The 21922-nt window shown below is 69.6% G+C and carries 22 protein-coding genes; 16 read left to right on the top strand and 6 right to left on the bottom strand.

From position 1 onward, the window contains the following. Window positions 1-5: 5 nt before the first annotated feature. On the top strand, window positions 6-854 hold the full coding sequence (locus CJ010_RS24205; RefSeq protein WP_240794458.1) for a tungsten ABC transporter permease: 849 nt from the start codon (window positions 6-8) through the stop codon (window positions 852-854). Here CJ010_RS24205 and CJ010_RS24200 read toward each other — a convergent pair. Next, on the bottom strand, window positions 835-1860 hold the full coding sequence (locus CJ010_RS24200; protein WP_141020352.1) for an ABC transporter ATP-binding protein: 1026 nt from the start codon (window positions 1858-1860) through the stop codon (window positions 835-837). The genes CJ010_RS24205 and CJ010_RS24200 overlap by 20 nt on opposite strands. A 78-nt stretch (window positions 1861-1938) precedes the next feature. Next, window positions 1939-2367, bottom strand: coding sequence for a molybdopterin-binding protein (locus CJ010_RS24195; RefSeq protein ID WP_141020351.1), 429 nt, complete (start codon window positions 2365-2367; stop codon window positions 1939-1941). 195 nt (window positions 2368-2562) lie between these two features. Here CJ010_RS24195 and CJ010_RS24190 point away from each other — a divergent pair, with 195 nt between their 5' ends. The 8 genes from CJ010_RS24190 (at window position 2563) to CJ010_RS24155 (ending at window position 11305) form a co-directional block, all read left to right on the top strand. Beyond that, window positions 2563-3375, top strand: coding sequence for a TOBE domain-containing protein (locus tag CJ010_RS24190; RefSeq protein ID WP_141020350.1), 813 nt, complete (start codon window positions 2563-2565; stop codon window positions 3373-3375). A 38-nt stretch (window positions 3376-3413) separates the two neighbouring features. Continuing rightward, a complete protein-coding gene (modA, locus tag CJ010_RS24185; RefSeq protein WP_141020349.1) occupies window positions 3414-4169 on the top strand; it encodes a molybdate ABC transporter substrate-binding protein in 756 nt (251 codons plus the stop codon). 19 nt (window positions 4170-4188) lie between these two features. Further along, the gene (gene modB, locus CJ010_RS24180) at window positions 4189-4884 is read left to right on the top strand and encodes a molybdate ABC transporter permease subunit (protein WP_141020348.1); all 696 of its coding nucleotides are present in this window, start codon (window positions 4189-4191) and stop codon (window positions 4882-4884) included. Window positions 4885-4907: 23 nt separating this feature from the next. Next, window positions 4908-6038: a molybdenum ABC transporter ATP-binding protein gene (gene modC, locus CJ010_RS24175; RefSeq protein ID WP_141020842.1), complete on the top strand. Its 1131-nt coding sequence runs from the start codon at window positions 4908-4910 to the stop codon at window positions 6036-6038. A gap of 138 nt (window positions 6039-6176) precedes the next feature. Then, window positions 6177-8159, top strand: a complete 1983-nt coding sequence (locus CJ010_RS24170) for a TonB-dependent siderophore receptor (RefSeq protein ID WP_141020347.1) — start codon at window positions 6177-6179, stop codon at window positions 8157-8159. 10 nt (window positions 8160-8169) lie between these two features. Beyond that, entirely contained in the window at window positions 8170-9489 is a 1320-nt protein-coding gene (locus tag CJ010_RS24165) for an ABC transporter substrate-binding protein (protein WP_141020346.1), read from the top strand. Next, window positions 9486-10829, top strand: coding sequence for a di-heme oxidoredictase family protein (locus CJ010_RS24160; RefSeq protein WP_240794457.1), 1344 nt, complete (start codon window positions 9486-9488; stop codon window positions 10827-10829). The genes CJ010_RS24165 and CJ010_RS24160 overlap by 4 nt, the downstream gene beginning before the upstream one ends. 83 nt (window positions 10830-10912) lie before the next feature. Beyond that, the gene (locus tag CJ010_RS24155) at window positions 10913-11305 is read left to right on the top strand and encodes a hypothetical protein (RefSeq protein ID WP_141020345.1); all 393 of its coding nucleotides are present in this window, start codon (window positions 10913-10915) and stop codon (window positions 11303-11305) included. Window positions 11306-11419: 114 nt separating this feature from the next. Here the strand turns inward: CJ010_RS24155 and CJ010_RS24150 are convergent, their stop codons facing one another. Beyond that, a complete protein-coding gene (locus CJ010_RS24150; protein WP_141020344.1) occupies window positions 11420-12517 on the bottom strand; it encodes a substrate-binding domain-containing protein in 1098 nt (365 codons plus the stop codon). A gap of 144 nt (window positions 12518-12661) precedes the next feature. On the opposite strand from CJ010_RS24150, the gene CJ010_RS24145 reads away from it, so the two are divergent. Together CJ010_RS24145 and CJ010_RS24140 are read left to right on the top strand one after the other, a co-directional pair. Continuing rightward, window positions 12662-13492, top strand: coding sequence for a substrate-binding domain-containing protein (locus CJ010_RS24145; protein ID WP_141020343.1), 831 nt, complete (start codon window positions 12662-12664; stop codon window positions 13490-13492). Between the two features lie 77 nt (window positions 13493-13569). Then, window positions 13570-14211 (top strand): MBL fold metallo-hydrolase, encoded by a 642-nt coding sequence (locus CJ010_RS24140; RefSeq protein WP_141020342.1) that lies wholly within the window; start codon window positions 13570-13572, stop codon window positions 14209-14211. Between the two features lie 32 nt (window positions 14212-14243). On the opposite strand, the gene mscL is transcribed toward CJ010_RS24140, so the two are convergent. Then, the gene (gene mscL / locus CJ010_RS24135; protein WP_141020341.1) at window positions 14244-14669 is read right to left on the bottom strand and encodes a large conductance mechanosensitive channel protein MscL; all 426 of its coding nucleotides are present in this window, start codon (window positions 14667-14669) and stop codon (window positions 14244-14246) included. A gap of 228 nt (window positions 14670-14897) precedes the next feature. Here mscL and CJ010_RS24130 point away from each other — a divergent pair, with 228 nt between their 5' ends. The 4 genes from CJ010_RS24130 to CJ010_RS24115 all read left to right on the top strand — a co-directional run bounded on the left by CJ010_RS24130 (window position 14898) and on the right by CJ010_RS24115 (window position 18929). After that, window positions 14898-15869, top strand: coding sequence for a nitronate monooxygenase family protein (locus CJ010_RS24130; protein ID WP_141020340.1), 972 nt, complete (start codon window positions 14898-14900; stop codon window positions 15867-15869). An 11-nt stretch (window positions 15870-15880) separates the two neighbouring features. Next, the gene (locus tag CJ010_RS24125; RefSeq protein WP_141020339.1) at window positions 15881-16741 is read left to right on the top strand and encodes a branched-chain amino acid ABC transporter permease; all 861 of its coding nucleotides are present in this window, start codon (window positions 15881-15883) and stop codon (window positions 16739-16741) included. Then, window positions 16738-17679 (top strand): branched-chain amino acid ABC transporter permease, encoded by a 942-nt coding sequence (locus CJ010_RS24120; protein ID WP_141020338.1) that lies wholly within the window; start codon window positions 16738-16740, stop codon window positions 17677-17679. The genes CJ010_RS24125 and CJ010_RS24120 overlap by 4 nt, the downstream gene beginning before the upstream one ends. Before the next feature lie 89 nt (window positions 17680-17768). Then, window positions 17769-18929 (top strand): ABC transporter substrate-binding protein, encoded by a 1161-nt coding sequence (locus tag CJ010_RS24115; protein ID WP_141020337.1) that lies wholly within the window; start codon window positions 17769-17771, stop codon window positions 18927-18929. A 34-nt stretch (window positions 18930-18963) separates the two neighbouring features. On the opposite strand, the gene CJ010_RS24110 is transcribed toward CJ010_RS24115, so the two are convergent. Continuing rightward, window positions 18964-19917, bottom strand: a complete 954-nt coding sequence (locus tag CJ010_RS24110) for a homocysteine S-methyltransferase family protein (protein WP_141020336.1) — start codon at window positions 19915-19917, stop codon at window positions 18964-18966. Between the two features lie 162 nt (window positions 19918-20079). On the opposite strand from CJ010_RS24110, the gene CJ010_RS24105 reads away from it, so the two are divergent. Beyond that, complete coding sequence (locus tag CJ010_RS24105) at window positions 20080-21117, top strand: GlxA family transcriptional regulator (protein WP_141020335.1); 1038 nt, start codon at window positions 20080-20082, stop codon at window positions 21115-21117. 96 nt (window positions 21118-21213) lie between these two features. On the opposite strand, the gene CJ010_RS24100 is transcribed toward CJ010_RS24105, so the two are convergent. Beyond that, on the bottom strand, window positions 21214-21765 hold the full coding sequence (locus tag CJ010_RS24100) for a phasin family protein (protein ID WP_141020334.1): 552 nt from the start codon (window positions 21763-21765) through the stop codon (window positions 21214-21216). Window positions 21766-21922: the final 157 nt, after the last annotated feature.

Below are 21922 nucleotides of genomic sequence, written 5' to 3'. Positions count from 1 at the left end.
AGGTGATGACGAGGTGTCTGGCCCGGCTGCTGCCCGCGCTGGTGCTGCTGTGCGCGGCCGCAGCAGCGCAGGCGGCCGGGGCGGTGAAGGTGGTCGTGGTCGGCGGCATCCACATGAGCGGGGTGTGGGACGCCCTGCAGCCCCGGCTGGAGGCCGGCACCGGCCTGAAGATCGAGCTGGTCGGCGCTGCCAACAAGGAAGGCATCATCCCCGCTTTCGAGCGCGGCGACGCCGAACTGCTGCTGGTGCACGGCGGCAGCCAGACCTTCGCGCTGCAGGCGGCCGGCATCGGCGGTGCGATGCGGGTGTGGGGCTATAACGAGCATGCCGTCGTCGGGCCGGCGGAGGATCCGGCCGGCGTGCGCGAGGCGCCGGATGCGGTCGCCGCCTTCCGCCGCATTGCCGCGGCGCGGGTGCCTTTCGTCGCCTCGCGCGATCCGGGCAGTCACGAGATCGTGCAGCGCCTGTGGAAGGAGGCCGGCATCCGTGCCGATGCGATGTGGGTTCGGCTGGACGACAGCCTGCGGCCGCAGCAGGTGGTCGAACTGGCGGGGCGGCAGCGGGCCTACGTGGTGGTCGGTGCGATCCCGGTGGCCTTCGGCAAGATGCGGGGCGAGGGCATGGAGATCCTGCTGCGTGGCGATCCGCGCATGCGTCGGGCCTACGTGGCGCTGGAGCCGGGGTCGGCGCACCCGGCTTCGGCCGCGGCGCGCAAGCGCGCCCGCAGGCTGGCGGATTTCCTGGTGTCGCCTGCCGGCCAGGCCGCGCTGGCGGCGGCCGATGCGCAGGCCGGCGGGCCGTGGATCTACGGTCTTGCCGGTGCGCCGGCTGCGCTCAGCCTGCCTGCCGAATGAGCGTGGGGTCTGCGTCCGCGGGCGTTGCGATCCATTCGCCTGGCCGCAGTCGTACGGTCTCGCCCGGGGTCAGCGGCCGACCGCCTTCGGTGCGCACCAGTAAGGGCTGCCCGCCGCAGTCCACCCGGTAGCGCGCCTCGCCGTCGGTGCCAGTGACGCGGGCGAGCACGCGCGCGCTGAGGGCGGGGCCGCGCCCATCGCCGGTGGCGGCGGACTCGCCGCTGCTGCCGGACAGGCCGGCCGGCAGTGTGTCAGCAACGATGCGGCCGCCTTCCAGCACGACGGCGCGGTCGGCGAGCTTCTGCGCCTCGGCCGGGTCGTGGGTGACGAGCAGGGTGGTGGTGCCGTGGCGGGCGCGCAGCGCCAGCAGGGCGTCCTGCAGTTCCCGCCGCAAGCGGGTGTCCAGCGCCGACAGCGGTTCGTCGAGCAACAGCAGTTCCGGTTCGGCAGCGAGCGCACGGGCAAGCGCCAGGCGTTGCTGCTGTCCGCCCGACAGTTGTGCGGGGTGGCGGTCGGCGAGGCCGGCGAGGCCGACGAGATCGAGCAGGTCGTCGGCGCGGGCGGGTGGCCTGCCGCGCGGCAGCGCAAAGCGGAGATTGCCGCGCGCGCTCATGTTGGGAAATAGCGCGTAATCCTGGAACACCAGCCCGGCGCGGCGCTTGCGCGGCGGCAGCGCGATGCCGCGGGCGCTGTCCAGCCAGACGGTGCCGAAGGCCTGGATATGGCCGCTGTCGGCCGGAGCCAGGCCGGCGAGCATGCGCAGCAGGGTGGTCTTGCCACTGCCGGAAGGGCCGAGCAGCGCCACGCTTTCGCCCCTGGCGATGCGCAGGGAGACGTCCAGCGTCAGCTTGCCGTCGGCGCTGGCGAGCGCCTTGGTGAGGTGCAGCTGCAGGCAGTCGGACGCGGCATCGGCCGTGCCGCGATGGTCCGGCGCGCGGCCGAGCAGGCGGCGTAAGGCCAGGGCGGACTGCTGCAGCGGGAGCGGAAGGCTGTTGCGGATCGGCATGGGGCGGGGAGGGGGTTGCGCGTCCCGCCCTCATGCAGGGCCTGTGCCATCCCGGCAGACGCCGGGGCCGGGATCAGGTCAGGCCGACACGCCCAGGATGACGTTGGACGACTTGATCACGGCGGTGGCGGCGACGCCCGGCTTCAGGCCGAGTTCGGCAACCGCTTCCTTGGTGACCACCGACGAGATCTCGGTGCCGCCCGGCAGGACGAGGGTGACCTCGGCGTTCACCGCGCCGGGCTCGACCGACTTCACCGTTCCCGACAGGCAGTTGCGCGCCGACAGGCGGATGTCGTGGCTGTCGGTCATCAGCATCACCCAGGGGGCCTTGACCAGTGCGACCACGTCCTTGCCGGCGGTGAGCTCGAGCGTCTTCACGCTTTCCATGGTGACGATCGCCACCAGTTTGTCGCCGCCGCCGAGGGCGATGTCGACCTCGGCATTGACTGCGCCGGCCTGCAGCTTGCTGATGGTGCCTTTGAAGACGTTGCGGGCGCTGACTTTCATCGGGGTTCTCCAGAGAGTTGAATGCAGGGATTGGTACACGCTGTGTTGTTGACTACATATATTTGTGAGAAGACCTACAATCGTCTCCGGTGGAAACTATATCCGCCGTACTTCTATTGCTACAACCACAAGAAACTCGCTTCTGGCATAGAACTGGCTTTATATAAACGAGAGAACATAATGCCGACCCGAACCATGACTGCCACCCGTTTCCTCGCCCGCATGTCGCTCGAAACCGACGTCGGCACGGCGCTTTCCGACACACGCATCCGCCTGCTGGAAGAGATCGAGCGCAAGGGCTCGATCAACCAGGCGGCCAAGGCGGTACCGCTTTCGTACAAGGCGGCGTGGGACGCGGTCGACACCATGAACAACCTGGCGCCGGAGCCGCTGGTGATGCGGGTCACCGGTGGCCGCCAGGGCGGCGGCACCCAGCTCACCGAGTACGGCCGCCGCATCGTGGCGATGTACCGCGCGTTGGAAATCGAATACCAGGCCGCGCTCGACCGCCTGTCCGAGCGGCTCAACGACGTCGGCGCCGGCGACATCCACAGTTTCCAGAAACTGATGCACCGCATGAGCATGAAGACCAGCGCGCGCAACCAGTTTTCCGGCCCGATCACCGGCCTGCGCGACGGCGGCGTCGATTACGAGGTGCGCATCCGGCTCGACGCGCAGACCGAAATCGTCGCCATCATCACCAAGGCCAGCGCGGAGAACCTCGACCTCACCATCGGCAAGGAGGTGTTCGCGCTGGTGAAGTCGTCATCGGTGATGCTGGCGGTGGACCGCTCCATGAAGCTCACCGCACGCAACCAGTTGTGGGGTGAAGTTGCCGTCATTCACGAGGGGCCGGTGAACAACGAAGTCACGCTGGCGCTGCCCTCGGGGCGCAGCGTCACCTGCGTGGTCACCGGCGACAGCTGCGCCGCGCTCGGCATAGCGCCGGGCGTCGAGGCCTGCGCCTTCTTCAAGTCGTCGAGCGTGATCCTGGCCGCCTACGACTGAGCAAGCACTTTTCCACCTCACTTTGCTGGAGTGTCGCCATGCGCTGTTCGCTGTCCCGTCTGTTCCTTGTCCTCGGCGCCGGCTTCGTTGCCTGCACCGCGCAGGCTGCCGAAGTACAGGTCGCCGTTGCCGCCAACTTCACCGCACCGATGCAGGCCATTGCTGCAGCGTTCGAAAAGGACACCGGGCACAAGGCGGTGGTGGCCTTCGGCGCCACCGGCAAGTTCTACGCCCAGATCGTCAATGGCGCACCGTTCGAGGTCTTCCTCGCCGCGGACGACAACACGCCCGCCAAGCTCGAAGGCGAGGGCGGCACGGTGGCGGGCAGCCGCTTCACCTATGCGATCGGCAAGCTGGTGCTGTGGTCGGCGAAGGAGGGCTATGTCGATGCCGGCGGAGAGGTGCTGAAAAATGGCGGGTTCAAGCATCTGTCGCTCGCCAATCCCAAGACCGCACCCTACGGCGCGGCGGCGATGAGCACGCTGGCCAGGCTCGGCCTCGGCGACGGTCTGCAGGGCCGCATCGTGCAGGGCGAGAACATCACCCAGGCCCATCAGTTCGTTGCCACCGGCAACGCCGAGCTCGGCTTCGTCGCCTTGTCGCAGGTCTACAAGGACGGCAAGGTCAGCAGCGGTTCGGCCTGGATCGTGCCCGGCGAATACTACGAGCCGATCCGCCAGGACGCGGTGATTCTCGCCAAGGGCAAGGACAACCCGGCGGCGGCGGCGCTGGTGGCCTACCTGAAGGGGCCGAAGGCGGCGGCGGTGATCAAGTCCTACGGTTACGGGCTCTGAGCTTCCACAGGGGGCGCGCATGCAACTCGATGGTGTCGGACTCGATAGCGTCGACCTCGCGGCGATCTGGCTCACGCTCAAGCTTGCCACGGTGACGACGGTGTTGCTGCTGCTGATCGGTACGCCGATCGCGTGGTGGCTGGCGCGCACCCGGTCGCGGCTGAAAGGGCCGATCGGCGCGTTGGTGGCGCTGCCCCTGGTGCTGCCGCCCACCGTGCTCGGTTTCTACCTGCTGGTGGCGATGGGGCCCAACGGCTTCGTCGGCCAGCTCACCCAGAGCCTCGGCCTCGGTACGCTGCCCTTCACCTTCGCCGGCCTGGTGGTGGCTTCGGTGTTCTACTCGATGCCCTTCGTCGTCCAGCCGCTGCAGAACGCCTTCGAGGCGATCGGCGAGCGTCCGCTGGAGGCCGCCGCCACGTTGCGCGCGGGGCCGTGGGACAGCTTCTTCAGCGTGGTGCTGCCGCTGGCGCGGCCGGGTTTCGTCACCGCCGGCATCCTCGGGTTCGCCCACACCGTGGGCGAATTCGGCGTGGTGCTGATGATAGGCGGCAACATCCCCGAGAAGACGCGGGTGGTGTCGGTGCAGATCTACGATCACGTCGAAGCGCTGGAGTACGCGCAGGCACACTGGCTGGCCGGCGGCATGCTGGTGTTCTCCTTCCTGGTGTTGCTGGCGCTCTATACCAGCCGGCTCAAGCAGGGCTGGCGCGGATGACGACGAGCGGCGAGATCGACTTGATGAATGCGATGAGCGAACCTCTTGCACCAGCCACCGCGGAAGCGGCGGCGAGCGGCGGGATCCGGGCCTGCTTCCGGCTGGCCTACCCGGGCTTCACGCTGGACGTCGACCTGTCACTGCCCGGGCGCGGCGTGACCGCGCTGTTCGGCCACTCCGGCTCGGGCAAGACCACCTGCCTGCGCTGCGTCGCCGGGCTGGAGCGCGCCGGCAAGGGCCTGCTGGCGATCAACGGCGAGGTCTGGCAGGACTCCGCGCACGATGTGTTCGTGCCCACCCACAAGCGCGCGCTCGGTTACGTCTTCCAGGAGGCCAGCCTGTTCCCGCACCTGTCGGTGCGGCGCAACCTGGAATTCGGCCAGAAACGCATCGCCGCCGCCAGCCGGCGGGTGGCCTGGGATCAGGCGGTGGAGCTGCTCGGCATCTGCCATCTGCTAGACCGCATGCCGGATCGCTTGTCGGGCGGCGAGCGCCAGCGCGTCGGCATCGCCCGCGCGCTGCTCACCAGCCCGCGCCTGCTGCTGATGGACGAGCCGCTGGCCGCGCTCGATCTCAAGCGCAAGAACGAGATCCTGCCCTACCTCGAACGCCTGCACGACGAGCTCGACATCCCGGTGCTCTACGTCAGCCACGCGCCGGACGAAGTTGCGCGGCTGGCCGATCATGTCGTGCTGCTCGACCAGGGCAGGGTGGTCGCCCAGGGCGGCCTGCAACAGACCCTGGCGCGGCTGGACCTGCCGACCGCCTTCACCGAGGACGCCGGCGTGGTCATCGAGTCGGTGGTCGCCGAGCACGACGACGCCTACCACCTCACCCGGCTCGATTTCCCCGGCGGCGACGTGCTGGTGGCGCGGCGGCCCGAGCCGCCCGGCCACCGGCTGCGCTTCCGGGTGCACGCCCGCGACGTCAGCCTGGCCACCACCCGGGTCGAGGGCAGCAGCATCACCAATGCCCTGCTCGCCACGGTGCAGGAGGTGGCGGACGCCGACACGCCCGCCCACGTGCTGGTGCGGCTGGATGCCGACGGCACCCCGCTGATCGCGCGCATCACCCGGCGTTCGAGCGACCAGATCGGGGTGGTGCCGGGGCGCCGGATGTGGGCCCAGATCAAGGCGGTGGCGCTATTGGGTTAGGCCGCTGAACCCGGTCGTCCGGGCCGGGATGCATCGGTAAAGCGCGGCAGGTTTTCACCCGGGAAGCATCTCCGGGGTGTTCGGCCGTCTATCGTTATATAAACAAGTAAATAAAAGTGGAATAGAAAAGAAGACAACATGAAGCCTACCCCCATCCTCGCGGGCCTGCTGCTGGCCTGGGGCGGTGCCGCCGGTGCCGCCGAAACCGCTTCCTTCACGCTGGGCGAGATCAACGTGGTCGCGCCGGCCGAGGACGACAAGCTGCCCGGCACCAGCGTCATCGACAGCGCAGCGATGCGCGCCAACGACCGCGAAACCGTCGGAGCCGCGCTGGAGATGGCGCCCGGCGTCAATCTCAGCCGCGTCGGCGCGCGCAACGAACAGATGGTCCAGGTGCGCGGCTTCGACCTGCGTCAGGTGCCGGTCTTCGTCGACGGCATCCCGGTGTACGTGCCCTACGACGGCTATGTGGACCTCGGCCGCTTCACCACCTTCGATCTCGCCCGCATCGAGGTGGCCAAGGGCTTCAGCTCGCTGATCTACGGGCCCAACACCCTGGGCGGGGCGATCAACCTGATCAGCCGGCGGCCGTCCAGAGCTTTCGAAGGCGAGATCGGCGGCGGCATCGGGCTGGACCCGGACGGTGCGCGCAACAGCTATCGCCTCTACGGCAACGTCGGCCTGCTGCGCGAGACCTGGTACCTGCAGGCTGGCGCCTCGCTGCTCGACGAGGACTGGTTCCGTCTGCCGGACGGTTTCGATCCGGTATCGACCGAGGACGGCGGCAAGCGCGACAACAGCTACCGGCGCGACAGCAAGTTCAGCTTCAAGCTCGGCCTCACCCCCAACGCCACCGACGAGTATGTGCTCGGCTACGTCCGGCAGGACGGCAAGAAGGGCAATCCGCCCTATGCCGGCACGCTGTCCACCGCGCGTTACTGGCAATGGCCGTACTGGGACAAGACCAGCCTCTTCGTCGCCACCCACACCCAGTTCGGCGACCACGCGCTCAAGCTGCGCGCCTACCACGACACCTACGAGAACTCGCTGTTCGCCTACGACGACGCCAGCTACACCACGCAGAAGAAGAAATCCGCCTTCCGCAGCCGGTACGACGACTACACCAACGGCCTGTCGGTCGAGGGCGATCTCGCGCTCGGCACCGCCAACCGTTTGCGCCTGGCCTACCACTACAAGGAAGACGTGCATCGCGAGCACGACGCCGGCGAACCGGAGCAAAGCAATCGCGACGTCACGCAGTCGTTCGCGCTGGAAGACAGCTTCGCGCTGACCCGGCAGCTGACCCTGGTCGGCGGCCTCTCCTACGATTACCGCGAGGCCACCCGTGCCGAAAGTTACGACAGCTCGACCGGCCTGGTACGCCAGCCGGAAGGCGACAACGATGCGGTGAACGCGCTGTTCGGCGCCTTCTACACCCTGGACGACGGCGCCAGGCTGCGCGCTACGGTGGCGCGCAAGAGCCGCTTCGCCACCATCAAGGACCGCTATTCCTTCCGCTTCGGCACCGCGCTGCCCAATCCGGACCTCAAGACCGAGCGCGCCACCCACTACGAACTCGGCTACTCGGCGGCATTGGCGCCGGACTGGAAGTTCGACGCGGCGCTGTTCCGCAGCAACATCACCGACCTGATCCAGTCGGTGCGGGTCGATGCCGGCCTGTGCAGCAGCCCGCCGTGCTCGCAGATGCAGAACGTGGCGCGCGCCCGCGCCACCGGGCTGGAGTTCGCGGTCGATGGCCGCGTCGGCGCACTCAAGCTCGATGCCAACTACACCTGGCTCCACCGCGAGAACCTGGAGGATGCGACGGTCAAGCTCACCGACACGCCGCGCCACAAGTTCTTCGCCGCCGCCAGCTGGACGCAGGGCGCCTGGCAGTTCGGCGCCAGCCTGGAGGCCGCCTCGCGCCGCTACACCTCGAGCGACGGCAAGCAGGAAGCGGCCGGCTATGCGGTGGTCAATGCCAAGGCGGGCTACCGGCTGGCCAGCGGTCCGCTGATCGAAGCCGGCGTGCACAACCTCTTCGACCGTCTCTACGAGTACAGCGAAGGCTTCCCGGAGCCGGGCCGCAGCTATTTCGTGAATTTCAACCTGCCGCTTTGAGGAGTGCGCCATGACTGCCGAGCTGGATGACAAGGGCTACGGACGCCGCCGTTTGCTGCGGGGTATCGCGCGGGGCACCGCCCTGCTCGCGGTCGGGCGGCAGGCGCTGGCGGCCGCCCCGGCCCGGGTGACGGTGATGACCGCCTATCCGGAAGAAGTGATGGCGCGGGTCGAGGCGGCCTTCGAGCGCGCCCATCCGCAGTACCGGCTGCACCTGCTGTGGCGCATGCCGCACGACGCGCTCCCCTATCTGCGCCAGCCGGGGCAGGGCGGGGTGGATGTGTACTGGTCGGCGTCGCCGCGCACCTTCGACCAGCTGAAGGCCGCAGGCGCCTTCCAGCCGCTCGGCATCACTACCGCCGGCCTGCCGGACCGCATCGGCGGCAGCCTGCTGGCCGACCCCGACGGCTACTACCGCGCGACCGAGATGGCCGGCTTCGGCTTCGTCGCCAACCCGGACGCGCTCGCGGCGCTGGGCGTCGCGCCGCCGGACGATTGGCCAGCGCTGGCCGATCCGCGCCTGGCCGGCCGCATCGCCCTGCCCAATCCGGCGCGCGTCGGCTTCGCTCCGGTTCTGGTCGACATCGTGCTGCAGGCGTACGGCTGGGAGCGCGGCTGGGCGCTGTGGAGCGAGATCGCCGGCCTGTCGAACTGGGTGGGCCGCGGCGGCACATCGGTGAGCGACGAGGTGGTGAGCGGGCGCGCCGCAGTCGGCGTGTCGATCGACTTCTTCGTCGCGTCGGCGATGGCCAATGGCGCGCCGCTGCGCTTCATCTACCCGGCGCACGGCGGTATCAATCCGGCGCACGTTGCGATCACCGCTTCGTCCGCCAACCCCGAGGGCGCGCGCGCCTTCGCGGCCTTCGTGCTGTCCGGCCAAGGTCAGCGCATCCTCACCCATCCCGACATCCGCAAGCTGCCGGTGCGGCCCGAGGCCTACGCCGGCCTGCCGGCCGACTACCACCGGCCGTTCGAGGCGGCGGCGCGCGGCGCCTACGACTACGACAACAGTGCCGGCCGCGACCTGCTGGCGCTGGTGGCTTCGCTGTTCGAGCAGCAGTTCGTGATCGGTCACGAGACGCGCGCTGCGCTGTGGCGGCGGCTGCATGCCGCCGAGGGTGCGGGCAGGGAACTCGGCGTGGTGCGGCGGCAGCTGTGCGCACCGGCGTTGAGCGAAGCCGAAGCGGCGTCGCCCGCGCTGCTGGCCCGGTTCCGCGAACGACTCGAAGGCGCCGACGAAGCACCGCGTCAGGTGGAGATCGGCTGGCAGTTCGCCGCCGCCAGGGCGCAGGGCGCAGCGGCACGCCTGCTCGACGAGGCTGGCGCATGAGGCGGATGTGGGCCGTAGCGGCGCTGTTGATGGCGGGCGCAGGCGTACAGGCCGAGGTCACCGTGGCCGACCGCAGCCGGGACGCCTTCTCGCAGCCTCTGCCCGGCCTCGGCGCCGCAGAGCTGGAGCGCTTTGCCCGCGGTCGTGCCCTGTTCCGCCAGGCCTGGGTGATCGCGCCCTCGCGCGACGAGGCGGTCGATGGCCTCGGTCCGCTCTACAACCGCATCACCTGCGTCTCCTGCCACGCCCGCAACGGCCGCGGGCGCGCGCCCGACGGCCCGGACGAGCGCATGCAGTCGATGCTGCTGCGGCTCTCGGTGCCGGGCAAGGACGCCCACGGCGGGCCGCGGCCACACCCGCTGTATGGCGAACAGCTCAACGAGGAAGGCGTGCCCGGCGTGCCGGGCGAGGGCCGCGCCGCGGTGAGCTGGCGCGAACGCGAGGTGGTGCTGGCCGGGGGCGAGAAGGTGAGCCTGCGCAGCCCGCGCGTTGCGCTGCGCGAACTCGCTTACGGCGAGATCGGCAAGGTGGGGGGCGAGGTGCTGAGCTCGCTGCGCGTCGGTCCGCCGGTGTTCGGCCTTGGCCTGCTCGAAGCGGTGCCGGCGCAGACGCTGGAAGGACTGGCGCGGCAGGCCAAGCCGGACGGGGTCAAGGGCAGGGTGAACCGGGCGTGGAGCGTCGAGCGCCGGCGACTGGAGGCCGGCCGCTTCGGCCTCAAGGCCAACCAGCCCGACCTGCGCCAGCAGGTCGCCGGTGCCATGATAGGCGACCTGGGCATCACCTCCAGCCTGTTTCCTCAGCCGAACTGCATGCCGGCGCAGAGTGCGTGCAGCCAGGCGCCGGACGGCGGCCGGCCGGAACTGAGCGATGTGCAACTCGATGAACTGGAGTTCTATTTCGCCCATCTCGCGGTGCCGGCCCGGCGTGACATCGCCGACCCCGCCGTGCAGCAGGGCGAGGCGCTGTTCGGCCGTCTCGGTTGCGGCAACTGCCATCGGCCGACGCTGGAAACCGGCGTCCATCCCCGTTTTCCGCGGCTGTCGGGACGGACCATCGCGCCCTATACCGACCTGCTGGTGCACGACATGGGCGCGGGCCTGGCCGACGGCCGCCCCGACTACGCCGCCGGCGGACGCGACTGGCGTACGCCGCCGCTGTGGGGCATCGGCCTGGTGGAGTCGATCAACGAACACAGCCACTTCCTGCACGACGGCCGCGCCCGCAATCTCGCCGAGGCCATCCTGTGGCACGGCGGCGAGGCGCAGACGGCGCGCGATCGTTATGCGCGCCTGCCTCGGGCCGGGCGCGAGGCTGTGCTGGCCTTCCTGCGTTCGCTGTGACACATGTCGACACCGGGCCGAGCGCGTGGAATCGCGCGGTGGAGATCTACAATTGAAGCGAAATCGTCGTGAGGCTCGCCGCCATGTCCCGTTCTTCCCTGCTGGCGCTGTTCGCGTCCGCTGCCGTACTGTCCGCCTGTTCGACCGTAAACGAGCCGGGTATCGTCCAGAAATCCGAGGTGCCGAGCGTGTCCCGCAACGGGCAGTTCGATTTCACCCTTGCAAGCGGCAAGTACAACTGCGAGCACGGTTTGAGCGTCCACCTCGAGCGGGAAGTGCGCGACCGTGTGAATAGCCGCATCCAATTGGGCTGGAAGGGCGGGCGCTACCAGCTCGAACGCGATCCCTCGCACTCGGGCCTGCCCCGTTTCGAGGACAGCGCGAGCGGCCTGGTGTGGATAGACCTGCCGTGGAAGGGCTTGCTGCTGGACGGCAGAACGCACAAACCGCTCGCCAACGAGTGCCGCGCCGCCTGAAGCGGGCGCTGCACGGCGAGCCCGCAGGGCCGGTCCGATGTGCCGGCCCTTTCCGTTTCATGGCCAGCGTCGCGCCCGGCCTGCGGCAGGCTCGAACAGGGACAAGAGCACAGCTCAATGCTTGGGTTTGCGGAAGGTCCACCACGGCAGCAACTGGCGCATCGCCTGTACTTCGCCGCTCTGGGCCGGCCGGTAGCCGGGCAGGGCGGCGAGGCGCTGCTGCCATTCCGCGCTCCGCAGCACCTGCAGCAATGCGGCCACCGCCGGCTCGTCGAGCGCGGACTTGAGGCAGGCGAGGTGGTAGCGCTCTTCCACCAGCGGGACGAAGTCGAGGCCGTGGGCGAGCGCGGTGGCCTGGATGCCGAGGCCGGCATCGGCCTCGCCCGCCGCCACCGCCTGCGCGACCGCGGCGTGGGAAGGTTCGTCGCGGTCGTAGCCGGCCAGATCGGCCGGCGCCAAGCCTGCGCGGCGCAGCAATTCGTCGAGCAGTACCCGTGTGCCGGTGCCGAGCGCGCGGTTGGCGTAGCGTGCGCGTCGCTTGCAAACGTCTTCCAGACTGTACAGATGCAATGGATTGCCGCGCGCGAGGATGAGGCCCTGGCTGCGCCGCGCGAAGCCGATCAGCTTGTGCAGGCCGGGCTGCAGCAGCGGCTTGTAGGCGCGCTGGATCAGCGTGCCGGGGGCGGCGTCCTCCAGGGTGTGGAAGCCGGCCATCTGGCAGCGGCCCTCGTTGAGCGCGCGGATCGCATCGACGCTGCCGGTGAAGCGGATGTCCAGGTGCAGCGGCTGCGGCTGCGCGCGGGCATGTTCGCGCAGCGCGGCCAGCGCGTCGTCGTGGCTGGCGTAGAAGGTGAGCACATGGGCGCTGTCGTCGAAGGCGACGGCGAAGGCGCGATCGAGTTCGGCGCGCAAGGCTTCGATCTGCGGCTGCAGCCGTGCCTGGGCCTGGCGCTCTGCCCACAAAAGCTTGGTGCCGAACTCGGTCAGGCGGGCGGCCTGGCCCTTTTCCCACACCACCAGGGTATGGCCGAGTTCGCCCTCCCAGCGCTTGAGCTCCCCCCACACATGGCGGTAGGACAAGCCGAGTTCGCGCGCTGCCGCCGAGATCGAGCCCTGGTGGGCGAGTGCGTGCAGCAGATCGAGCAGGGGGTTGCGGATCAGCGCCTGGCCGCCGTCGCGCCCCAGCGTGTAGTGGAAATGGACCCTATGCACGGTGCTTCATATTGATGGATGTCGGTCGGGTCCGTACGTTACCGCACTTCCGGTGCGGCGGCCGAACTCTGCCGGGGCGGCCCGCCCGGACGCTTCCTCATGTGCCGCAGCAGCCGCGGCGCGCACTTACCGCCAGGAGTCCGCATGAAACTCACCGCCGTCGTCCCCACCCGTTCCATTCGCGGCTGGCTGCTTGCCGCCGCGCTGTCCTGCGCTTCGCTCGGTGCCGCCGCGCAGTCCATCGTGATGGCCTCGACCACCTCGACCGAGCAGTCCGGCCTGTTCTCGCATCTGCTGCCGGCCTTCACCAAGGCCACCGGCGTCGACGTGAAGGTGGTGGCGCTCGGCACCGGCCAGGCGCTCGATGTTGGCCGTCGCGGCGATGCCGACGTGCTGTTCGTACACGATGTCGCCGCCGAGGAGAAGTTCGTTGCCGAAGGCTACGGCGTGAAGCGCTTTCCGGTGATGTACAACGATTTCGTGCTGGTCGGCCCGGCCAGCGACCCGGCCGGCGTGGCCGGCAAGGACATCGTCGCCGGCCTCAGGAAACTGGCGGCGGGCAACGCGCTCTTCATCTCCCGTGGCGACAAGAGCGGCACCCACGCCGCCGAACTGCGCTACTGGAAGGCGGCTGGCCTGGAGGGCGACAAAGGCAGCGGCTACAAGGAATGCGGCTGCGGCATGGGGCCGGCGCTCAACATCGCCGCATCGTCCAACGGCGCCTATGTGCTGGCCGACCGTGGCACCTGGCTCAGCTTCAAGAACCGCGCCGACCTCAAGATCCTGGTCGAGGGCGACCGCCGCCTTTTCAACCAGTACGGCGTGATGGTGGTGAATCCGGCCAAGCACCCGCACGTGAAGGCTGCGGATGCGCAGAAGTTCGTGGACTGGGTCATCTCGCCGGCAGGCCAGAGCGCGATCGCCGCCTACAAGATCGGTGGCGAGCAGCTGTTCTTCCCCAACGCCAACGAGTGAGTCGGCGTGGCGGGCGGAAGCGTCCGGTTGGGCTCGGTTAAACTGGCGACTGCCCATCAAATCCGAGCGTTTCCGCCATGCTTCAGATCCACATCGTTCCTGTCACCCCTTTCGAACAGAACTGCAGCATCGTCTGGTGCGACCAGACGATGAAGGCCGCGGTGGTCGATCCCGGCGGCAATCTCGAGCGTATCCACGCGGCCGCCGAGAAGCTCGGCGTCACCATCGAGAAGATCCTGATCACCCACGGCCACATCGATCACGCCGGCGGCACCGCCAGGCTGGCGCGCGAGCTCGGCGTGCCGGTGGAAGGGCCGCAGCAGGAGGACCGCTTCTGGATCGTCGGCATGCCGCAGCAGAGCAAGATGTTCGGCTTCCCCGACGTCGAGGCCTTCGAGCCCGACCGCTGGCTGGCCGACGGCGATGTCGTGACGGTGGGCGGGGAAAGCCTGCAGGTCATCCATGCGCCCGGCCACACCCCCGGCCATGTGGTGTTCTTCCAGCCGGATGCGCGCCTGGCCATCGTCGGCGACGTGCTCTTCGCTGGCTCCATCGGCCGCACCGATTTCCCGCGCGGCAACCACGCCGAGCTGATTTCGTCGATCCGCGACAAGCTCTTCCCGCTCGGCGACGACGTCACCTTCATCCCCGGCCACGGCCCGACTTCGACCTTCGGCGACGAGCGCGCCACCAATCCCTACGTCGGCGACCACGCCTGACCGGGGCGCCGATACGCCCCGGGCGGCCGCGCTCAGCGCTGCTTGAGCGCGTCGCGGATTTCGCGCAGCAGCTTGACGTCTTCCGGTTCGGGCGCGGGTTCGGGCGCCGGCGCCGGCGGTTCGTCGCGCTTGAGCTTGTTGATGGCCTTGATGGCCACGAAGATCGCCAGGGCGATGATCAGGAAGTCGATGGTGGTGTTGATGAAGGCGCCGTATTTCACCAGCGGGGCACCGGCCTTCTCGGCCGCTTCCAGCGTGTCGTAACTCTGGCTGCCGAGATTGAGGTAGAGGTGGCGGAAATCGACGCCGCCGACCAGCCGGCCGACGACTGGCATCACGATGTCTTTGACCAGCGAATCGACGATCTTGCCGAAGGCGCCGCCGATGATGACACCGACCGCGAGGTCGATGACATTGCCACGCATGGCGAATTCCTTGAATTCCTTGATGAAGCTCATCGCATTCTCCTTGTTTTGAGGGGTGGGCCGGCATCGCCGCAGGACAGCCGCCTAGGCCTTCGTCGTGCTCGCCATGGTATCGGGATGCATCGGGCGCTGTCACCCGCAAAGCGCGGCTTTGCGCAGAATTAAAACGACCGTTTGAATCGTGTCGGTGACGTGCTAGATTTCCGGCGGTCGGTACCCGCCCGGTGCCTATCATCACGACAGAATCCGCCAGGAGACAGCATGCCCATCCCCACCGCCTTCCGCGGCCGCCTGCGGGTGCCCGCCATTGCCGCGCCGATGTTCCTCGTCTCCGGCCCCGAGCTGGTGATCGCCACCTGCAAGGCCGGTGTGGCCGGCAGCTTTCCGGCGCTCAACGCGCGTCCCGCCGCGCAACTCGACCAGTGGCTGGGCGAGATCGACGCCGCGCTCGCCGCGCATCGCGCGGAGCACCCCGACGCCGCCTGCGCGCCCTACGGCGTGAACCTCATCCTGCACCCGACCAACAAGCGCCTGGACGAAGACCTTGCGCTGCTGGTAAAGCACCGCGTGCCCTTCGTCATCACCAGCCTCGGCCATCCGGGCGAGGTGGTGAAGGCGGTGCACGGCTACGGCGGCCTGGTGTTCTCCGACGTGGTCCACGCCTACCACGCCAAGAAGGCGGCCGCCGCCGGCGTAGACGGCATCATCGCGGTGTGCGGCGGCGCCGGCGGCCATGCCGGCACCCAGAGCATGGTCAGCCTGATCCGCGAGATCCGCAGCTTCTGGGATGGCGTGCTGATCGCCGCCGGCAGCATCTCCGACGGTGCCGCCATCCGTGCTGCCGAGGTGCTGGGGGCGGACTTCGCCTACATGGGCACCCGCTTCATCGCCACCCGCGAGGCGCTGGCGCAGCCGGAATACAAGCAGATGCTGGTCGATTGCGGCGCGGCCGACATCGTCTATACCGACGCCATCTCCGGCACCAACGCCAACTTCATGTGGCCCAGCCTGGAGAAGGCGGGCTTCGAGCGCGCCCAGCTGGCCGCCGGTCACGGCAAGGGCAAGATCCACGACATGTCGGACGAGGCCCGCGCCTGGCGCGACGTGTGGAGCGCCGGCCACGGCGTGGCGAGCATCCACGACGTACCGGCGGTGGCAGACTTGGTGGACCGCCTCGCCGCCGAGTACCGCGCGGCTTGCGCCTTGCCGCCGAGCGCCGCGCTGGCGGGCTGAACTTCCGGGCCATGCTCGCCTTTCTCCAGGTGTTCACCAGCGGCGTCGCCACCGGCTGCGTCTACGGCCTGGTGGCCCTGTCCTTCGTCCTGATCTACAAGGCCACCGCGACGGTGAGCTTCATGCAGGGTGAATTGCTCATGGTGGGCGCCTTCGCCGCGGTGGCGCTGCATGCGCTGGGCTTGCCGCTGGCGCCGGCCGCGGTGCTGGCGGTGTGCGCCGTCGCCCTGCTCGGCGCCGGGCTGGAACGCGTCGCGCTGCGGCGTGCGCTCGGCCAGCCCCACCTTGTGGCGGTGCTGCTGACCTTCGGCCTCGGCCTGATGATGCGCGGCGCCGTCGCCACCGTGCCGGCGGCGACCCACGACATGTACCGCCTGCCGTGGGCGGATGCGGTGATCGACATCGGTCCGCTGGCGCTGGCGGCGAGCCATCTGCTGGTGATCGCCGCCACCGTGCTGCTCGCCGGCCTGCTCGCCGTCTTCTTCCGTTACAGCCGTGCCGGCCTGGCGCTGCGCGCCTGCGCCGAGGATGCCCGCATCGCCGCGCTGATGGGCGTGCCGGTGGCGGGCATGCACACGCTGGCGTGGGCGCTGGGTGCCGCTCTCGCGGCGGTGGCCGGCCTGCTGCTGGCGCCGATCACCTTCGTTCATCTCAACATGGGCCTGGTCGCGCTCAAGGCCTTTCCGGCGGCGGTACTGGGCGGGCTGGTGAGCCTGCCGGGCGCGCTCGCGGGCGGCGTCTTCCTCGGCGTGGTCGAGGCATGGGCCGGGCTGGTGCTGCCGGAGGGGGCCAAGGACGTGGTGCCCTACGTGCTGCTGATGCTGGCGCTGCTGTTCTTTCCCGAGGGCTTGGCCGCGGGGCGGCGGCGATGAAGCCGCTGGCTGCCACCGGCCTGTGGCTGGCGCTCGGCGGCGCGGCGCTGGCGATCCTGGGTGCCGACTACGCTTTGGGCCAGGCCACGCTGGTGGCGACCTATGCGATCGCGGGGCTGGGCGTGGTGATCGTCGTCGGTCAGGCGGGGCAGATAACGCTGGGCCAGGGCGCGCTGGTGGCACTCGGCGCCTATGCCGAGACCCTGCTCGCGATGCATGGCCTGCCGCCGTGGGCCTCGCTGCCGCTGGCGGTGGCGGCGGGCGTGGCCGGCGGCGCGCTCGCCGGCCTGCCGGCGCGGCGTCTTGGCGGGCTTTACCTCGGCATGAGCACGCTGGCTTTCGCCCTGATCGTCGAGGAAGTGCTGGTGCGCTGGGAGGCGCTCACCCGCGGCAGTGCCGGGCTGGCGGTGCCGGCGCTGGCCTGGGGCGGTTGGTCGGCCGACGATACGGCGGCGCAGCTGGGCGTCAGCCTGGCCGCGCTTGCGCTCGCCTGGCTGGCCTGCGCGCGCTGGCTGCACGGGCGCATCGGCCGGGCGTGGCGGGCGCTGCGCGAGGACGAGGAGGCGGCGGCGGCCTGCGGCATCGACCCGGCACCGGCCAAGATGCTGGCCTTTGCCGTCGGCGGCGGGCTGTCCGGCCTGGCCGGCGGGCTCTACGCGCACTGGATCGGCTACATCAGCCCGGAGCAGTTCGGCCTGCTGTTCTCGTTCGAGCTGCTGATGCTGGCCTTCATCGGCGGCGCGCGGCGGCTCGCCGGCGCCGCCTGGGGTGCGCTCGTGATCGTGGCGCTGCCGCAGGCGATCGCGGTGGCGCGCGACACGCTGCCGGGCGAATGGGGGCGCAGCGCCGGCGCCGAGACCGTGCTGTTCGGCGCGGTGATCGTCGCGGTGGTGCTGCTGCGACCGAACGGACTGGCCGGCGGCGGTCGCAGCACCTGAGCCGCGCCACGAGCGATCCGCTGCGGCCTGCCGGCGATTTGGCGGATAATTCCGCGCCTTCGATGTTGTCGTCCTTGCCGGAGGTTTCCATGCGCCTGTTCCGCCACCTGTTCAGCCTTGCCCTGTCGGGTTTCGTCGGCCTGGCGGCTGCCGCCACGCCAGGCGTGAGCGAGCGCGAGATCGTGCTCGGCAGCATCCAGGACCTGTCCGGCCCGATCGCGCTGCTCGGCACGCCGGTGCGCGACGGCATGCTGATGCGCATCGACGAGGTCAATGCGGCGGGCGGCGTGCATGGCCGCAAGCTGCGCCTGGTGGTGGAGGATGCCGGCTACGATCCCAAGCGCGGCGTGCTGGCGGCGCGCAAGCTGATCCAGCGCGACCGCGCCTTCGCCTTCCTCGCCGACATGGGCACGCCGGTGGTGATGGCGACCATGCCGCTGATCGTCGATGCCGGCCGGCTGCACCTTTTCCCCTTCTCGCCGCACGAATCCACCTACAGCCCGCTCCATCCGCTCAAGTTCCAGCTCTTCGCGCCCTACCAGGACTACATGGAGGCGGCGGTGCGCCACATGGTGAAGGAACGCGGCTACCAGCGCGCCTGCCTGCTCTACCAGGACGACGACTACGGCCTGGAAGTGTTGAAGGGTGTCGATGCCGGGCTGGCAAAGCTTGGCCGCAAGCTGGTCGAGAAAACCAGCTACAAGCGCGGCGCCAGCGACCTTTCCAGCCAGGTGGCGCGGCTGCGTGCGGCCGACTGCGACCTCGTGGTGCTCGCCACCGTGGTGCGCGAGACGATCGCGGCGATGAGCGAGGCGCGCAAGACCGGCTGGAAGGTGGACATGCTGGTCACCGCCTCGGGCTACTCGGCGCAGACCCACGAACTCGGCGGCGCCGCGGTCGAGGGTCTGTACGGCGTCAGCGTGCTGCCGCACCCCTACGCCGACGGCGCCGGTCGCGTGCTCGGGGACTGGATCGCCCGCTACCGCCAGCGCTACGGCGCCGAGCCCAACGTGTGGAGCGCGATGGGCTATTCCATCGCCGATCTCTTCATCCAGGCGGCGCAGGCGGCCGGTCGCGAGCTCACCACCGAGCGCTTCGTCGCCGCCATGGAAAAGCTCAACACCACGCGCGATTTCTTCGGCAGCCCGGAATACCGCTTCAGCGCCACCGACCACCTCGGCAACCGTCACGGCCGGCTGGCGCAGATCCGCGACGGTCGCTGGGTGATCCTGTCCGACTACCTGAAGTGATTGGCAGGGGCGGCCGACCCGACGCCGTTTCCGCTCAGTGGCCGAAGGCGGTGCAGATCGCCTCGACGTGGCGGTGGTCGGTGCCGCAGCAGCCGCCCACCACCGCCAGCGCCGGTAAGCGTGCGCGCAGGCCGCGGTAGCGCGCGCCGAGATCCTGCGGATCGCCTTCGTCCAACTCGGTGGCGGCGTCCAGCTCGGCATGGCTGCGACATGAGGCGTTGGCGCGCAGGCCGCGGATGCGCGTCGTCCAGCGCGCGTCGTCGGCGCCCTGGGTGTCGAGCACATGCTCGAAATGCGTCGGGTGGGCGCAGTTGATCATGTAGTAGTGCGGCCCGCCGGCGGTGGCGGCATCGGTCTCGCGGATGGCCTCGGCCAGCGGCTGGCCGGAGGGCAGATGGCCGTCGGTCTCCAGCGTGAAGGAGATCACCACCGGCATGGCGTGGGCCTGGGCGGCGCGCACCACACCGATCGCCTCTTCCACGTAGTTGAGCGTGAATGCCGACACCATGTCGGCGGCGGTGCCGGCGAAGGTGGCGATCTGGGCTGCGTGGTAGTCGGCGGCTTCGGCCGCGCTCATGCGGCTGTCGGCGATGTAGCCGTCGCCGCGCGGGCCGACGCAGGCGCTGATCACCATCGGCGAGTGCGGTGTCTCGTAGCGGGCGCGGATCTCTTCCATCAGGCCCACGCCGTCGCGGTTGATCGCCGCCAGCGCGGCGGCGTCGTAGCCCAGCCGCGCGCCCCAGTCGGCATTGGCCCGCCAGGTCGGGCTTTCCAGGACGAGGCCGCGCCGGTGGCGACCGGCCATCTCGGCGTAGCCGCGGTAGTAGTCGAACAGCTCGCGGCGGCCTTCTTCGTCGTCGATCAGCACGAAGGCGGCGAACAGCGGCAGTTCGACACCGCGGTGGTAGATCAGGGTCGTCTCCAGCCCGCCGTCGCTGATGAAGGCGGCGCCGGCGAGTTGGGGCAAGGCGTTGCGGTAGCGGCTCATGATGTCTCCTCGGTCGGGGTGAAATGCGCGGCGAGGCCGGTGCCGGCGTCGTCTAAGATGGGTGCCAGGGGCCTTTGCTTTCCGCCGCGCATGGCCACGAAGATAGGCCTTGTCGCGCGGGGCGACCAAAGCCGTTCCGGCAACAAGGTGGACGAATCTGCCATGACACCCGTCGAACCGATCCGCATCGCGATCCTGGCCATGGCCGAGACCACCGCGTCTACGGTCTACGGCATGTTCGACCTCTTCATGTCGGCCGGGCGCGACTGGCCGCTGGTGACGACGGGGCGTGCCGGAACGCCGCTGTTCGTGCCGGTGGTGGTGTCGCAGGACGGCCGGCCGATACGCGCCGCCAATGGCGTGACGATCGTGCCCGATCTCGCCTTTGCCGACTGCGCGGCGCCGGCGCTGGTGTGCGTGCCGGAACTCGCGGTGGCGCCGGGCGAGCCCATTGCCGGCCGCTTCACCGTGGAGCTGGCCTGGCTGCGCGCCTGCCATGCGCACGGCAGCCTGCTTGCCACCGCCTGCTCGGGCGCGGTGATGCTGGCCGAGGCGGGGTTGCTGGACGGCGAGAATGCGACCACCCACTGGGGCTTCTGCGAACATCTCGCCCGCCACTACCCGGCGGTGAAGGTGCATCCGCAGCGTGCGCTGGTCGCGGCGGGCGCGGGCCAGCGCCTGGTGATGGCCGGCGGCGGCACGTCCTGGCTGGATCTCGCGCTCTACCTGATCGCGCGGCTGGCGAGCGTGGACGAGGCGATGCATGTGGCGCGCCTCAACCTGATCGACTGGCATCACAGCGGCCAGCAACCCTTCGCCCGGCTGGCGCGTTCGCGCCAGGCCGAGGACGCGCTGATCGCCGACTGCCAGGCCTGGATCGCGGACAACTACCAGCGCCCCTCGCCGGTCGCGGCGATGGTGGCGCGCAGCGGCCTGCCGGAGCGTTCGTTCAAGCGCCGCTTCCAGCTCGCCACCGGCATGTCGCCGATCGAATACGTGCACACCCTGCGGCTGGAGGAAGCCAAGCAGATGCTGGAGGCGAGTGCGCTGGCGGTGGAGGCGGTGGCGCTGGAACTCGGCTACGAAGACGCCAGCTTCTTCAACCGGCTGTTCCGCCGCAGCGTCGGCCTGACGCCGGCGGCCTACCGCCGCCGCTTCGGCGGCATGCGCCAGGCCCTGCAGGCGGCGCCCCGCGTCTGATGTGGCGGCCGTAAACGGCAACGGGGCCGCACATGGCGACCCCGTTGTCGGCGGGCGGACGCAGGGCCTGGGCCCGGCGCCGCCCTGTGAGGCGAATCAGGCCGCCTGCTTGTTCAGACGGATGACCTTGGCGGCGGCGTCGGTCGCCGCGCTGACGTTGGCCTGGGCCAGCACGGCGGCCTGCTTGGCAGCCTCGCTGAGCTTGTCATAGGCGCTGCTGTTGGCGGCCAGCACCGACTTGATCGTTGCGAACACGCCTTCGGTGCCGGCCGGCGCCGACTTGGCGGCCTGTTCCAGCGAGCTGGCAACGGCCTTCTGCAGTTCGACGATCTGGCCTTCGGCCAGGGTGGCGACTTCCTTCTGGCCTTCGAGGGCGATCTCGTAGGCATTGCGGGCCAGCGCCACGCCGGCTTCGACGGCGGGCTGCAGCAGGGTGGCCTGGGCGTCGGCCAGTTCCTGCGGGGTCTTGGCGGCGAGCAGCGCGCGGGTGCTGGCGATGCTGTCTTCGAAGATGGCGCGGCTGGTGCCGATGTTGAGCGCGACCAGACGTTCGGCGCGCACCAGGGCGCTGGTGGCCAGCTTGGAGAAGAGCTCGAGGTTGGCCTTGGTGGTGGCGGCGAAGGATTCGGCGGTGAAGTATTGGTTCATGATCTTTGTCCGGGGTAGGCGATGCGGTGATGGAAGCGGAAGGGGTTTCGGGGTTTGTTGCAATGCAGCATTAAGGGCGATTGTACCGGGCAGCTGATCGTTGTCAATGATTTTGTGCAGTGCAGCATAAGATGGCGCAAGCTGGCATCGACGAAGG

It is taken from the genome of Azoarcus sp. DD4, from assembly GCF_006496635.1.
Lineage (GTDB): Bacteria > Pseudomonadota > Gammaproteobacteria > Burkholderiales > Rhodocyclaceae > Azoarcus.
The sequence above is the reverse complement of the archived record's forward strand: the minus strand, read 5'-3'. Positions and strand labels throughout refer to the sequence as shown.